Source organism: Virgibacillus indicus, from assembly GCF_002266285.1.
GTDB lineage: Bacteria > Bacillota > Bacilli > Bacillales > Amphibacillaceae > Virgibacillus_K > Virgibacillus_K indicus.
Genome location: NZ_NPMS01000005.1, coordinates 18,181 through 34,290, shown reverse-complemented (window position 1 = coordinate 34,290; position 16,110 = coordinate 18,181). Strand labels below are relative to the sequence as shown.

13 protein-coding genes are annotated in these 16,110 nt (G+C 34.5%); 12 read left to right on the top strand and 1 reads right to left on the bottom strand.

Annotated features, from left to right (window positions below):
• Nucleotides 1-424: 424 nt before the first annotated feature.
• Nucleotides 425-1,486 carry a C40 family peptidase gene (locus CIL03_RS11390; protein WP_094885988.1) on the bottom strand — a complete coding sequence of 354 codons (1,062 nt, stop codon included), beginning with the start codon at nt 1,484-1,486 and terminating at the stop codon, nt 425-427.
• Between the two features lie 326 nt (nt 1,487-1,812).
• Here CIL03_RS11390 and CIL03_RS11385 point away from each other — a divergent pair, with 326 nt between their 5' ends.
• From CIL03_RS11385 to CIL03_RS11330, 12 genes are all read left to right on the top strand, one after another.
• Nucleotides 1,813-2,577, top strand: a complete 765-nt coding sequence (locus tag CIL03_RS11385) for a YveK family protein (protein WP_094885987.1) — start codon at nt 1,813-1,815, stop codon at nt 2,575-2,577.
• Nucleotides 2,552-3,253, top strand: coding sequence for a CpsD/CapB family tyrosine-protein kinase (locus tag CIL03_RS11380; RefSeq protein ID WP_094885986.1), 702 nt, complete (start codon nt 2,552-2,554; stop codon nt 3,251-3,253). The genes CIL03_RS11385 and CIL03_RS11380 overlap by 26 nt, the downstream gene beginning before the upstream one ends.
• Nucleotides 3,254-3,493: 240 nt before the next feature.
• Entirely contained in the window at nt 3,494-4,258 is a 765-nt protein-coding gene (locus CIL03_RS11375; protein ID WP_094885985.1) for a tyrosine-protein phosphatase, read from the top strand.
• Nucleotides 4,259-4,347: 89 nt separating this feature from the next.
• The gene (locus CIL03_RS11370; RefSeq protein WP_094885984.1) at nt 4,348-5,019 is read left to right on the top strand and encodes a response regulator transcription factor; all 672 of its coding nucleotides are present in this window, start codon (nt 4,348-4,350) and stop codon (nt 5,017-5,019) included.
• Between the two features lie 154 nt (nt 5,020-5,173).
• Nucleotides 5,174-5,818 carry a helix-turn-helix transcriptional regulator gene (locus CIL03_RS11365; RefSeq protein ID WP_094885983.1) on the top strand — a complete coding sequence of 215 codons (645 nt, stop codon included), beginning with the start codon at nt 5,174-5,176 and terminating at the stop codon, nt 5,816-5,818.
• Between the two features lie 64 nt (nt 5,819-5,882).
• A complete protein-coding gene (locus CIL03_RS11360) occupies nt 5,883-7,706 on the top strand; it encodes a polysaccharide biosynthesis protein (protein ID WP_094885982.1) in 1,824 nt (607 codons plus the stop codon).
• 172 nt (nt 7,707-7,878) lie between these two features.
• Nucleotides 7,879-9,081, top strand: coding sequence for an O-antigen polymerase (locus tag CIL03_RS20345; RefSeq protein WP_338061887.1), 1,203 nt, complete (start codon nt 7,879-7,881; stop codon nt 9,079-9,081).
• A 91-nt stretch (nt 9,082-9,172) separates the two neighbouring features.
• Nucleotides 9,173-10,399, top strand: coding sequence for a polysaccharide pyruvyl transferase family protein (locus CIL03_RS11350; RefSeq protein ID WP_094885980.1), 1,227 nt, complete (start codon nt 9,173-9,175; stop codon nt 10,397-10,399).
• Nucleotides 10,389-11,795: a lipopolysaccharide biosynthesis protein gene (locus CIL03_RS11345; protein WP_094885979.1), complete on the top strand. Its 1,407-nt coding sequence runs from the start codon at nt 10,389-10,391 to the stop codon at nt 11,793-11,795. The genes CIL03_RS11350 and CIL03_RS11345 overlap by 11 nt, the downstream gene beginning before the upstream one ends.
• Before the next feature lie 463 nt (nt 11,796-12,258).
• The gene (locus CIL03_RS11340; protein WP_094885978.1) at nt 12,259-13,407 is read left to right on the top strand and encodes a glycosyltransferase family 4 protein; all 1,149 of its coding nucleotides are present in this window, start codon (nt 12,259-12,261) and stop codon (nt 13,405-13,407) included.
• Nucleotides 13,408-13,547: 140 nt separating this feature from the next.
• Nucleotides 13,548-14,834 (top strand): nucleotide sugar dehydrogenase, encoded by a 1,287-nt coding sequence (locus CIL03_RS11335; RefSeq protein WP_094885977.1) that lies wholly within the window; start codon nt 13,548-13,550, stop codon nt 14,832-14,834.
• A gap of 24 nt (nt 14,835-14,858) precedes the next feature.
• Nucleotides 14,859-16,076, top strand: a complete 1,218-nt coding sequence (locus tag CIL03_RS11330; RefSeq protein WP_094885976.1) for a glycosyltransferase family 4 protein — start codon at nt 14,859-14,861, stop codon at nt 16,074-16,076.
• The last annotated feature ends 34 nt before the right edge of the window (nt 16,077-16,110 follow it).

Below are 16,110 nucleotides of genomic sequence, written 5' to 3'. Positions count from 1 at the left end.
GGTCGGGCGGTAATGCCGGAAGTCGGGCGGTGCACATGGAAAGTCGCGCAACAGCAGGGGAGGGTCGCGCAACTCAGACCGGAACTCGCGCGACGCAAAGGGAAAGTCGCGCAACTCGGACCAGAACTCGTGCGACCCATGCTGTAAGTCGCGCGATATCCCAATAAAACAGTCATAACGCGCGACTTCCCACGGCTGTCGCGCGACATTAAGCAGTCCTCGCGCGAATTTCCGCAAGTGTCGCGCGACTCTATGCGAATCCGCACCGCACTCCGCAGCCCCCAGCCAGAGCGCCTCGCCGGCGCCACTCAGCCGCAGCACCCACGCACCCAACCAAAAAAAGAACTCCAGCCCCGCTGGAGTTCCTCCTCTTTAAACTATCCGGCCCTTAATTAACAAAAACCTCAATTAACCAAACAGCAAATCAATAAAACCGCTTATAACTATCAAAATGTTTACTCCAATAGCTGTCTTTCACATTACTAATCGTCACACCGGTTGATGAGCCTGCATGGATGAAGTCTCCATTGCCCAGGTAGATTCCCATGTGGGAGATGCCTGCTCTGTAGGTGCCTGCGAAGAATACGATATCACCAACCTGTGGCTTATTAACATAGAAGGAACGGTTAAAGTAGCCGTCGGTTGATGTGCGGCTGATGCTCTTGCCTGCCTGTTTGTAGGCATAATAGATGAACCCGCTGCAGTCAAACCCGCTTGTAGTTGATCCGCCCCATTTGTAAGGGACGCCGCTCACGCTTTTTGCAACACTTATCAGTTTATCCACATTGTAATCAACATTTGCTGTTGGCTTCTCACTTGCGCCTGAGCTATTTGATCCAGTACTGCTCTTCCCATTAACGCTCAATTTCTGTCCAATCAAAATCAGATCAGACGACAGGTTATTCCACTTTTTCAAATCTGAAACGCTCACACCGCTATATTTTGATGCGATTCTGCTCAGTGTGTCACCGGATTTTACAACATAGACACTGGATGATCCCGTGCTGGATGACCCTTTATCAGATGAACCTGAATTATTATTGTTCGCTGGTGCATTTGAAGAGCCACCTTTACTCACAACAAAAACATTCCCAGGGTAAATCAGCGTCGTATCCAGGTTATTCCATTTCATCAAATCAGAAAGAGAAATATTGTGTTTAGAGGCAATGCCACTTAATGTATCTCCGCTTTTTACTTTGTATGTAGATTTTGTAGTAGATGGTTTAGTAGTATTATTATTATTTGTATTAGAGTTAGATGATTTCTTTTCTGTTTCGATTACTTGATTTGGAAAAATTAGGTCACTCGACAAGTTGTTAATTGATTTTAAGCTTGAGACGCTGGTGCCATATTGCTGTGCAATGCCCCATAGCGAGTCCCCGCTTTGTACTTTGTGAGATGCTGCTTCCACTTCTTCTGCTGCGAAAATTGCTGACGCGATCGCCGCACTCGCAGTAACCGACATAATAATCTTTTTATTAGCCAATCGATGTTTCCCCCTTCACACCTGTATCACCTTTTTTCCTATGTATACAAAAAGTACCAGGAATTCCTATTATTATATCTTTTATTGCAAAAATATAATAGATTAATAACGAATTTGTAATATATTTGTAATGTAACTCATACTCATAGTTATGGAAAGTTGATTTTTCTACAAAATTCCTCCTATTTACCTATGGATTTTAAAAGAAAAACAAAAAAACTATATTGCATTGCAAGTTTATGTGTTATAATTTCTTACTGTAATGTTGAAAAGTCGTGCAATTATAGATTTATACATGAATTCATCGAGAATACGGGGGTACCAAAATGGAAGAAACAATTTCCCTGAAGGAGATCTTTGGGGTCGTAAAAAAACGTCTGCTTCTTATTATTGCATTCGTACTTGGAGCTGCATTGATTGCTGCGGTAATCAGTTATTTCGTGCTGACACCAACCTATCAATCTAGTTCACAGTTTATCGTTAATCAGGGGCAGCAGGATCCGAATGTACAATATAATGTCAATGATATACGTTCAAACGTCGAAATCATAAATACTTATAATGTTATTATCAAAAGTCCTGCTATTTTAGATGAAGTTGTGGAAGAGCTGAATCTGCCTTATTCTGCGGGAGCACTTAGCGAAAAGCTTCAAGTCTCCAGTGAAGAGAGTTCACAGGTAGTATCAGTAACTGCAACAGACGAACATCCGCAAATGGCTGTTGACATAGCGAATACTACGGTAGGAATTTTTCAGGATAAAATTCCTGATATTATGAATGTGGACAATGTCAGTGTGCTGACAGAAGCACAGCTGAGTGAAAATCCAGCACCGGTTGCTCCAAACCCGATACTTAACATTGCCATCGCAGTCGTACTAGGCGCTATGGTAGGTGTAGGTATTGCATTCTTACTGGAATACTTAGATAACACGGTTACGACAGAAGAGGATATTGAGAATAAACTTGGTCTTCCAGTGCTTGGTGTAATCTCGCATATCAATGACAGTGATGTTCGAGGGGATCACTATACATTCCAGCCAGAACGCAGCAAAAGGAGTGGCTTCAATGGCGCGCAGAAAAAATCTATCTAATCCGAAAAATAAAATAAGACATCTGATCGCAAAATTGAATCCAAAATCGCCTATCACGGAACAGTACCGGACAGTCCGGACAAATTTACAGTTTGCCTCCGTCGATGAAGAGCTTACATCCATGCTTGTAACATCATCCGGCCCGGGGGAAGGGAAATCAATGACAACAGCGAACCTTGCCGTTGTTTATGCGCAGCAGGGAAAGAAAGTTCTCCTTATTGATGCGGATTTACGGAAACCAACCGTACATTATACATTCCGCCTGGACAACTTAAGGGGCTTAAGTAATGTTCTTGTTGGTGAAAACACGTTAAACGAAACAATCAACAGGACAGATGTGGAAAATTTAGATGTCATCTCCTGTGGCCCGATTCCGCCTAATCCGGCAGAGTTATTGGCATCTAGAAAAATGAATCATCTATTAAAAGAAGCAAAAATGTCCTATGATATCGTCATTTTTGATACACCGCCAGTGCTTGCGGTAACAGACGCGCAGATTCTGGCAAATATTGTTGACGGCTCATTGCTTGTTATACGCAGCAAGCATACAGAAGTCGAAGCAGCAACGAAGGCAAAAGAGGCCCTCGAGCCGGCAAAAGCTAAGCTTCTGGGGACTGTGTTAAATGACCGTGAGAAAAAACATTCCAATTACTATTACTATTATGGTACAAACTAATGTCAAACTCCTTACAGATAATGTGAGGAGTTTTGACATTTTTCCAGAAACTTCCATTTTTGTAACAAAAAGTCCTATCATTTATATCTTGTTCCGTGATATAATTGGTCAAAAAGACCCATTTAAATTGTAAAAAATTATTAACACAGGAATGGCTATCGTATCATGTAAACTATTGTCAGAATCTGATATAATAATAAATTATACAATTCTTTTAAAATGTTAAGGAAGTGACAGTCTATGATCGATATACACAGTCATATATTGCCTGGAGTGGATGATGGTGCGAAGACAGAAGAAGATAGTATCGCCATGGCAAAGGCTGCTGTTGATCAGGGAATTACAGCTATTGTTGCCACACCACATCATAAAAACGGGAAATATGAGAATGACCGTCAAACCATTATGAACAATGTTTCCATATTAAGTGAGCTGTTTGCTAAAAAAGACATTCCGCTTACGGTAATTCCAGGTCAGGAAACACGAATAAACGGAGAAATGATAGAGGATATTCAAAATGGCGGGCTGCTGGCACTCAATGACACGAAATATCTCTTTGTAGAGTTTCCGTCTGGTGAGATACCGCGCTATTCAGGAAAAATGCTTTTTGATATACAGGTGGCAGGCTATACGCCGGTTATCGTCCATCCGGAGCGGAATAGCAAAATTATTGAGGATCCTTCCAAGCTATATGATTTTGTCAGAAAAGGTGCATTGACGCAGGTAACTGCTGCAAGTGTTGTTGGCAAGTTTGGGAAGAACATTCAAAAATTCAGCCACCAGCTGATTGAGGCAAACCTGACACATTTTATTGCCTCAGATGCACATAATACGACATCAAGGGGATTCTGTATGGATGTAGCCTTTCATGAAGTTAAAGACCAGTTTGGCAGTGATTACTTCTATATGTTTCTGGAAAACAGCCAGCTGCTGATTGACAACATGAATGTCAACCGCATGGAGCCGATGATGCCAAAGAAAAAGAAATTCCTCGGCTTGTTTTAGAATAGGTATACATTCATTTGCACATCCTTTTCTTTACACTGTTATTATCGCAGGGGGTGCGACAGTACGGTAAAAGGGGTCGTTTTGAGTTGATTAAAGTTTTGCTGGTAGATGATCAGAAGCTGTTTAGTGAAGGGGTCCGGTCACTGCTGTCACGGGAAGAGGACATGGTGGTTGTTGGAGCAGCTTCGAATGGAAAAGAAGCAATGGAGAAAATGCTGAAGCACGAACCGGATGTTGTTCTGATGGATATCCATATGCCGCAAGTGGACGGGATTAAGGCGACGATTCAGATTAAGGAACATTTTCCGAAGACCAAGGTTATTCTGCTGACCACTTTTGCTGATGAGGAACTGGTTCTGATAGGAAAGAAAGTAGGGGCAGATGGATTTCTGCTGAAGGATCTAAGCGCCTCCCATGTTATCCGGTCTATCCGTGATGCATATCATGACGAGATTGTCATTTCAGGGGAAGCGGCAAGAATTCTTGCCAGGCAGATTCTTCAGGTTAACTACAGCAAAAAGGAACTGCTCTCTCAAAAGCTTGCCAACCGGGAGATCAACTTGTCTGCAAGGGAGCTTGATATTGCTCACCTTTTGATGGAGGAAACTTCAAATAAACATATCGCACAGCGTCTGTTCCTCAGTGAAGGCACCATTAAGAATTATATTAGTGAAATATACAATAAAGTGAATATCCATAACCGCAAAGAAGTGATTGCCTATTTACAGGGACTGTTTTCAAAGAAAAGTTATTGGTAACTGTGACTATGGAAGCAGTAATTTATGACTTTTATTACCCGCAGTCACTAGGAATATGACTAGGTATTTTGTATGATGAGTCTGCGTGCTTTTTTATTTTACAGTTATTGTAAGTGAAACGCAGCGCATATTCCTGAACAGGCGGTTACATAGTATGGTAAAAGTATATTGCATTAATAAGAATCCGTTTATGGACAGTATAAAGGATCAAATCAATGAACAAGAAGACATGATTGTTGTCGGATATGACAGTTATACAGTGGCGCTCGGGAAAGAAATAGATGCAGCGATGGTCATCATAGATATCGACTCATTCCCCAATGACAAGGCTCCCGCAGTTATTAAGGGAATGAAGAAATCGAATAGAAAGATTATCGCAGTAATAAATATGCCTTGGAAACAAAGAAAAATAGAGCTTATTGAATCCGGCGTGGACAGTATAATCATTAAAACGGAAAAGAATATTGCCAGGATTGCAGAGATACTGAGAGCTATAAATGCGGATCACTTTGTGTTGCCTGCCGAGAGTACGCAGCACTTTATTTCTGAACTGTTGGAAGCTGCGACAATTAATCAGGAAATATTTGCACATTATCTTGAGAAAAATGATTACCAGCTAACCCACAGAGAAAGTGATACAGCCTATTTAATGAGGCTTGGAATGCGAAATAAAGAGATTGCCAGACTGTTAGATATTGCGGAGGGTACTGTGAAAGTACATATCAGCAGTATTTACAAGAAATTAGGAATAAAAGGAAGAAAAAAGGTTATCTCACGACTTAATGATATGATATTATAAATAAGTCCTATAAAACTATAACCTTATACATAAAAAAACAGCAAAAGAAAGGAGCGTGCAGAAATTGTCATATAGAACGAGACTAACCTTGCTTGTCCTGCTCGATTCAATCATTGTCAGTACAGCAATCTTCGTCGCATCATGGATTGTGTATCCATTCACCAATGTACTTAGTACAGATGCGATCACTATCAGCGCAATCGCACTATTACTCTTTCATCATTTATTTGCATTTCTCTATAAGCTGTATAATAAGGTCTGGGCGTATGCCAGTGTTGGAGAGCTGGTTGCGATAGTTCAGGCAATCACATTATCGATTATTGCCGCAGGGATTGTCCAATTTCTAGTCAATGATTTTTCCATTTACCGTAGAGCACTGATCGTTACATGGATGCTGCATATTATCTTAATCGGCGGTTCACGCTTTATGTGGCGGATTTTCCGTGATCGCTACATCGCAGATACGAAGAATCAGAAGCGAACACTTATCGTTGGTGCCGGATCAGCTGGTGCCATGATTGCACGTCAGTTAAAAAATGAGCATAATTCAGAACTGCTGCCAGTCGCATTTGTTGATGATGATCTGTCCAAACAAAGGATGCAGGTCTATAATCTGCCGGTGCTTGGAAAAGTGAAGGATATCGCAAACGTTGTCGAAGCAGAAAAAATTGAGCACATCGTTATCGCCATTCCTTCCTTAAAGAATGGGAAACTGGAGAAAATTGTCGTAGAATGCAATAAGACAAATGCCAAGGTGCAAATGATCCCGAAAATCGAGGATCTGATGACAGGAAAAGTATCTGTCAGCCATCTGAAAAATGTCGAAGTGGAAGATTTACTTGGGCGTGAACCAGTTGAGCTTGATATCAATGCCATCTCCGAATATGTAACAGGAAGCACTGTGATGGTCACAGGTGCAGGCGGCTCAATAGGATCGGAAATCTGCCGCCAGCTGATGCGGTTCACACCGAAGAAAATTGTTCTTGTCGGACATGGTGAATTCAGTATCTACTCGATTGATATGGAGCTCCGGAATACATATGGAGATACAGAGACTGAAATCCTTCCAGTAATCGGTGATGTACAGGATCGCGAGCGGATATTTAATATTGTCGAAAAGCATCAGCCAGCGATTATCTACCATGCAGCAGCACATAAGCATGTGCCATTAATGGAATACAACCCGCATGAAGCGGTGAAAAATAATATCATCGGTACGAAAAATGTCGCAGAAGCTGCTGATACATTTGGCGTCAGCACATTTGTCATGGTATCAACCGATAAGGCAGTAAACCCAACGAATGTAATGGGAGCAACAAAACGCGTAGCCGAAATGGTTGTCCAGGACATGGCCCAGCGAAGCAAGACGAAATTTGTCGCTGTTCGATTTGGTAACGTGCTTGGAAGCCGGGGAAGCGTTATTCCATTGTTTAAAAAACAAATTGAACGTGGTGGCCCGGTAACTGTTACGGATCCGGAAATGACCCGTTACTTTATGACAATTCCTGAAGCTTCACGTCTTGTTGTTCAGGCAGGGACGCTTGCCAAGGGTGGAGAGATCTTTGTGCTTGATATGGGTGAGCCTGTGAAGATTGTGGATTTGGCGAGGAACCTTATTAAACTATCAGGGTATACGGAGGATGAGATTCCGATAGAGTTCTCTGGGATTCGGCCTGGGGAGAAGATGTATGAGGAGCTGCTGGGTGAGGATGAGGTTCATCCGGATGCGGTTTATGAGAAGATTTATGTTGGTCGGACGGTTGAGGTGGATCGGAAGTTGCTCGTGGACTTGATTGATGGGTTTGATGGGTATGCTGCTGGAGAGTTGAAGGATGCTTTGATGAGGATTGTTTATATGGAGCGGACGTTGATGGCGGTTAGGGGATGATATAACAATTAGTTATTTTCTTTTAATCACTAATTGATGAACTTACCAAATACCTTTTCTATATCTATCTGTTTATAATAGTGAATTATTGGTGCTACGATAATTTTTAAAATGAGGTTTTAAAATGAGTTAACCATTAAACCAAAAAGGAAATACTGTTTTAAATTTAGGAATGGGTGTATTACATTTGAATAATATTAAATATAATTCTTTGGTTTTAGTTATATATATATACTTTACGTCTATAAGTTTATTATTAGCACCATTTATTAATGATTACTTTTTTAAATCTACTTTTTTAATTTGCTTAATTATAGCAACTTTACTATTGAATAAATTTAAATTCACTCGCAAGATCATATTTTTTTATGGAATTCTTACCATTTTTATTTGTTTGAATTTACTTTTTGTATCACATAAAAGTTACGTTATTGCTGATGGTGTTAATTTATTGGTGTACAGCTTTATTCCTGTGTATTTAATTGGACAAAAAGTTATTTCCTTTACATTAGTTAAAAAAAATTGGATTAGATTCTCAGTACTATTTACTTTTCTTCTGCCTATTTTTTACCTATATAGGCAGAATGGTTACATATCATATTATGAAATTGGCTTTTTGTCACACTTGAATATCTTAATTCTAGTAATTCATTTAGTTGAACAAAAAAGAAAAAGTATTAAAATGATAATATTTTTAGTAATTAATGTATTGATTTTAGCAATACTAGGATCGAGGATGGTACTAGTTGCATCGATTATCACTTCGGTATTTACGTTTATATTATTGTCCAATAAAAAAAGTTTCACATTTTATTTGAAGTCTTTTTTAATGAGTGCATTAGTTTTAGGAATCGTTTTTAATTTAAGAGAGATATTACTATATATTAATAACTCGATATCTAAGGTTGGGATAAATTCGAGAAACCTCTCGCTGTTCATATCTCAGTTGGAGGGAAGAATTGACGAATCAACACTTTTAAGTGGGAGAGATGATATTTATCCAATTATTATTAAATATTTAGGTGAAAATGGAACTTTCCCATCTGGTTTTGGAATAGCTAGGAAACTAACCAACGGCATATATTACCATTCTCATAACTTTTTGTTGGAAATGACATTAATATTTGGAATAACTGGGTTGATTATTTTAGTTAGTGTATTTTTGTATAAAATATTTATTTTGATTATTAGCAGAAAAATAGGTGAGAATCAGATAATGCTTAGATTTTTGTTAATATTATTTATATCTTTTATTTTAAGGTCAATAACTGGTACTTACTTTGCGACTGACTTAATTTTATTAGTTTGTCTTGGTATAATTGTTTCTATAAATACCCCCGGGATAAAAAAAATTAATAATAAATACCAGCATTGAATAAACTCAATGTTACGTTATTTTTATCGTATGTCTTATGCGATTACTTGTAAAAACAAATCAAATTATTGTGTAGGGTGATGATGTAGTTTTGAAAATTGTATTTGTTAGTTTTATCGATAGCACTAATTTAGGAGATTTATTAATTGCTGATATTTTAGAGGAAAAATTAATGAATGAACATAGTGTCACTAAATATAGTTTTAATTTTGTTCCGGACAGATTTGTTATAAGAAGAGATACGGAAATAAAGAGAACTAGGAAAAAAATGAAATTGAAAAATTTCTATAATGAATACTTCCGGAAAATTGGTATTATTGATAAACTTCATTCGTTGAGAGTTATAAGAAATATTGAAAAAAATAAGTATTTAACTGAGTTCGAAGAATCCGTGAAAAAATGTGACTTTTTAGTAGTCGGGGGAGGGAATGCAATTTTTGATTTAACAAGGCACTCCTTATCTTCTTATAAGTTTAAAAAAATATTAAGTATAGCTAAAAAGTATAATAAAAAGTCCTTAATTACCTCAATTGGTATTGGTCCGTTCATAACAAAAAAACAATTGGAGTATACAATAAATTCTTTGAAAGATGCTAATTTCATTACTGTGAGAGATCAAAAGTCATTTAATTATATAAAACCTTCATTAATGGAAAAAGTTCATTTATCAATTGATCCAGTATTTTTACTAGAGAAATCATCAGAAGTAAAAGGTCAGAGATTAGAAGGCAAAAAGGTTATATCTTTATGTATTTTAGATTTATCACAAAATAAAGATAGCGTAAAGAAATATAACAAATATCTTCAAGATTTGGTGGAAATAATACTCTATCTAAGTGAAGAAAACTATAAAGTAAATTTATTTTCAACTGAGCCGCGAGATTACAATGCAGTTTATGATGTTTATGAAAAAGTGAATGCGAAAAGTAATGTGTCTGTAGTTAATATTACCAATTTCAAAGAATTGATTGATTTATACAGTGTTACAGATTTAGTAATTGGCACTAGAATGCACTCTATGATAATAGCTTTATCACAATTTATTCCTGTAATAGGTCTATCTTGGCAAGACAAGGTTAAAGAAATGTTCCAGATGATTAACTCCCCTGAAGATGTGATTGACATTGATGATATTGAAAACAATATGGATACTATTAAAAAGTTGGTTTCAAATAAAATCAAGAATAAACATCATATTACTGATAACCTAGTAAAATTAAAAAATATTAACAGAAAAAAATTCGAGATTAATAATCAACTATTTAATGAATTAGAAATAGGCATTATGAAAACTAAGGATTCTATAAATGGAGAGTAATGCTTATAAAAAATTATTAAATAACACTTTAATATTTGCAATAGGCAACCTTGGAAGTAAGGGAATTACTTTACTGTTAGTACCTTTGTACACTTTTCATTTAACTCAAACTGAATATGGTTTGGTTGATTTATTTCAGGTAACCATTACTCTATTAGTTCCGATTGTTTCATTAAGTATCTTTGAAGCAGTATTGCGTTTTGTGATGGACGATGAAGATGTTTCTGCAGTCTTCACTAATTGTCTATTTATTACTAGTATAAGTTCACTTATTATTTTGTTATTATCAACTATATTTTTTTCGATTGGTTTTATGAGGGACTTTTTGCCATATATTGCTATAATTATTATACTGCAGTTATTTTACTCCCTATATACACAATTTGTAAGAGGTTTAGGGATGGTAGGTCTTTTTGCAATTAGTGGTTTATTAATGTCACTTGTTGTACTAATCATGAATCTATTATTTATAGTGTGGTTAGAACTTGGTGTAATTGGATATTTAGTATCTATGATTTTGGGCCTTTTTACTTCATTAATTTACATTAATATAAATGTTAACAGTTTAAAATATATAAACCTTTCTAGTATTAGTATTAATTTGAATAAAAGACTACTAAAGTATAGTTTGCCCTTAATGCCCAATACCTTAATGTGGTGGATAATCAATGCTTCCTCTCGATTTTTTATCTTACTATTCGCAGGAACTAGTTATAATGGGTTATTTGCAACTGCTAGCAAAATCCCTTCTATATTATCCTTATTCAATACTATTTTTTTTAAAGCATGGGAATTGTCAGCTATTGAAGAATATGATTCTAAAAACAAAAAAAATATTTATAGTAATATATTTAATTATTACCAGCAATTTCTTTTTATAGTCCTAGCTTCAATACTATTATTTTTAAAAACAATTTTTGAATTTTTAATTGGGAAAGATTTCTATGATGCATGGATTTATGTGCCATTTTTACTAATAGGAGTATTATTTTCAAGTTTTTCAAGCTTTTTAGGAACAAATTATATTGCTTCAAAGGAGACAAAAGGTGTATTTAAGACATCTATTATAGGAGGGACAACTAGTTTGGTATTAAATATTATAACAATACCTTTGCTAGGAGTTATAGGTGCCAGCATCTCTTCTATGATTAGCTTTATGGTGATGACGATAATAAGATTATATGATACAAAAAAATATATAGTTATTGAATATAATTATAAAAAAATATTTTTAAATTTTGGGTTAATATTTTTACAAGTTATTATACTATATCTGAATTTAGAAAGAAGTTTGGAGTATACTTTAAACTTAATAATTTTTAGCTTTTTATTAATAAACAATAAGGAAATTATAAAGGGCATTTTGAGCTTTACAAGCAAAAAAATAAAAAAATAAATAATAGATCTATTGAAGTCGGATGATTATAGTTGAAAAATGATACTGTTATTAAATGAATTATTAAATAAATGTGAAAAATATTTGAAAAAGAATTTCATAGTGGCACTTGTGCATAAATATAAAGTTGTTAGGATTTTTCGGATATAATCGAAAACTTTACTGAAAGCTAATGGCTAAAAAGTATAAAAGCTAATTATGGATTTATTCTATTAGGAAAAAAGAACAGAAAATGGGGTGCAATGTATCAAGCAGAGCAAGGCTTTTTTCTTAATAAATTCACAGTCTGTGAACAGAGATAATTGATAGATTACTGTTTTTGCCTCTTTTCAATACAATTCTAATTGGTGATTTTTATAATTTTGTTCGGATTATCTGAAAAGCTGGAATAGTAATAGGAAATACTAAACTAAATAGATTATAATACACCAATATTTCATATAAACTTTTTTAGGAGTTAGGAATGTTCACAGCTGCAAGGGAGGAAATATGTTTGAAAAAAATATGTATAATTGCTCCAGTTCATCAATATAACGATGTTAGGGTTTTTCAAAAAGAGGCAAAAGCTCTATCAATGAATGGGTTTAATGTTACGATTATTGCAAAAAGTAATAAAGAATCTAAGATAGATGGCATTAAAATTATACCTGTCCAAAATTATAAAAATAGATTAGAGCGTATTCTATTACAACCCTTGTTTTTGTATAAGGCATTAAGTTTAAAGTGTGATATATATCATATTCATAATCCAGAGACAATATTTTTAGGATTTATTTTGAAAATTTTTGGTAAAAAAGTTATATATGATACACATGAGGACTTTTCAAAAAGAGTGCTGATTAAAAATTGGATTCCGAAACCTTTGAGAAAACCTTTAGCAAGTTTTATCAAGCTAATGGAATATTTAGCAAGTTATATTTTTGATATGTGTATAGTAACTCAAAAAGAGATCCTGTCTCGTATGGGAAGTAAGTCAATTATAATAGAAAATGCCCCAATTGCAAAAGGAGACTTAATTAATAAAGCCTATGAAATTAGTGAAACTAAGCCTCGTGAGGCTGAAGTATTTAGACTAATTTATGTTGGTGGTATATCTAAAGCAAGGGGTATTCTTGAAATAATCAAATCATTAGAATTGGTAAATAAGTATATAAACGTACGTCTTTGGTTGATAGGTCCTTCAGGAAGAGGAAGTATTCTAGAAGAGGCTAGTCTTTTGGAAGGTTGGAAATATGTAGATTATCTTGGACCTTTACGTCAAGAAGAGGCATTTAGTTATATGATTCAAGCTAATATAGGAATTGTTACGATATTAAATGTAGGAGACCATTCACAAACAAGTCCAAATAAACTTTATGAGTACATGACTTTTAAATTGCCGTTTATTGCTTCTGATTTTAACTTGTGGAAAGAAAAAATAATGCAAGTGAAATCTGGTTTTTTTGTAAATCCAAAGAGTATTAATGAAATATCAGATAAAATAATATGGTTATTAACAAATCAAGAGGAATCAAGGCAGATGGGTATAAATGGTTATAATTATGTAATGAGAAAATATAATTGGGATATCGAGTCAAAGAAGTTATTAGAAATATACCGTAGAATTTCATAATGAAAAGGTATAAAGTATTCACATTAACTAAAAAAATAAAAATACTAGTTATAATAAAGGTTGGGAGTTATAATAGTTATTTTTACCATACAAAATAAGTAAAATAGGCAATTAATAATAAAAAAGGTTGTGAATTAATAATGAAGAGTAAATTATGTGTAGTTGGATTAGGATATATTGGTTTACCGACTGCGGCTGTATTTGCCGAAAACGAATGGCAAGTAACTGGTGTAGATGTTAATTCATTAGCTGTTGAGGAATTGAATAAAGGAAAAGTTATTATTGAAGAAAATGGACTGGATGAATTAGTAAAAAAAGTAGTTAAAGAGAAAAAGTTTGTTGCTAAAATGTCACCAGTAGAAGCAGATGTCTTTATCATTGCAGTTCCAACTCCGCATAATCCAGATTTAACAGCTAATCTGAAACATGTTGAAAGTGCAGTGAGATCTTTGTTGCCAGTATTAAAAAAAGAAAACACAATTATTATAGAATCTACCATTCCACCAAGAACTACAAGAGATGTAGTAGCTCCTATTTTAGATGAAGCTGGTTTTAAACCAGGGGAAGATGTCTATTTGGCACATTGCCCAGAGCGTGTACTGCCTGGGAGAATTCTTATTGAACTCTATGAGAACAATAGAATAGTAGGTGGGATTAATTCAATTTCTACAAAAAAGGCAGCAGATGTGTATCGTACATTTGTAAAAGGAAAAGTACTAGAAACAAATGCTGAAAGTGCAGAAATGTCTAAGTTAATGGAGAACACCTATCGCGATGTTAACATTGCATTAGCTAACGAATTAACTAGGATATCTGAAGGATTAAATATTGATACATTGGAAGTTATTTCTTTAGCAAATGAACATCCAAGAGTTAATGTACATCAACCAGGGCCTGGAGTCGGAGGACATTGTTTAGCGGTAGACCCATATTTTATTATAGAGAAAGACCCAGAGAATGCAAAATTAATTTCTAACGCCAGATCTATAAATGAATCCATGCCTGAATTTGTAGTTAATCAATTGAGAAAAGTGGTTGATTCTTCGTCTAAGATTGCTGCATTTGGGCTCGCGTATAAAGGAAATATAGATGATGTACGAGAAAGTCCGGCTATAAAAATAGTTAATCAACTGCAGTTTGAAGGATATAAGGTAGAAGCATATGATCCATACGTGAAACAGGGACAGGTGGACTTTAAACTTTCTTCATATGAGGATGCCTTGAAAGATGCTGAGGTAATGTTAATATTAACTGATCATAACGAGTTTAAAAACATTAATTGGTCTGAAGTAAATCGATTAATGAAAATTCCTAATGTCCTAGACACTAAGAATTGTGTAGAAAATCAAAGTGAAATAATACATTACTTTAATTTTGGTAATTTATATGAGCTAAAGAGGAACAACCTATTGAAACAAAATGTATAGTTACAGAAATGGGAAGGATTTAATATGAAAAATATTATTTTAATAAATCATCATGCTACAATCCCAAAATATGGGGGAGCGGGCAGACATCATCAGTTCTCTGAGGAATTAAGCATGAGGGGTTATAATATAACACTTATAGCTTCCTCATATAATCATGCAAGATCAAGTTATATACATCAGGAGAATATAAGAGAAGATATAATAAATGATAATTATAAATTTATATCTATCAAATCTACCCCTATATATAAGGGGATAAAAAAACGATTAGTGAATTATTTAAACTTCACAAGAAAAGTTAAGAAATTAAAATTTAATAAGAAGCCAGATGTAATAATAGCTTCTTCAGTACACCCTTTTACTTGGATTGCTGGATACTATTTAGCAAAAAAAAATAATGCTAAATTTATTGTTGAAGTCAGAGACTTATGGCCGTTAAGTCTTTATGAAGATTTAAATAAGAGAATAAGACCATTTATATTTAAGTATTTTAATCATTTAGAAAGAAAATATTATAATTTAGCCAACTCAATAATAGTAACGGCACCAAATGCAAATAAATATATAACTAAAAAATATAATATAAATGATAATAAAATTTTCTTTACACCTCATAGTATTGACCTTGATTACTTTGATGGAAATCTTACAAAGAAAGTTCCTGACAATATTAATCACGTATTAAAAAGTAACTTTAGCATTACCTATACTGGATCCCTTTCTAAAAGTGAGGGATTAGAGAACTTCTTCTATTTAGCAAAAAGATTTGAGAAAGATAAAAATATTAGTTTTATTGTTGTCGGCTCAGGAGAGCAGAAACAGTTTTTAATTAATCTTAAGAATAAATTGAAATTAAAAAACCTATTTATGTTTGAGAGTTTACCAAAAGAAAGTATTCCCTCAATTCTGTCGGAGTCTTCCATTTTATTTTGTGGCTTAATGAGAAGAAAAGCTTTCGAATACGGAATAAGTAAAAATAAATTTTATGATTACATGGCTGCGAAAAAGCCGATTATATTTATGTCTAATGTAGAAGGTAGTGCAATAGAAAATGCAAATTGTGGCTATGTTATTAAAGATTACTCATTGGATAAAGCTGAGGAAGTTATAAGAGAACTATATACTGATAAAAAACTTTATAATAGACTCTCAGAAAATGGTAGAAAGTATGTTGAACTCAACCATACAAAAAATGTAATCACAAATAAATTAGAGATGGCAATGTCTTATAATAATTAATTTACAATAATTTGAGATTTTATATAAAGGAGTA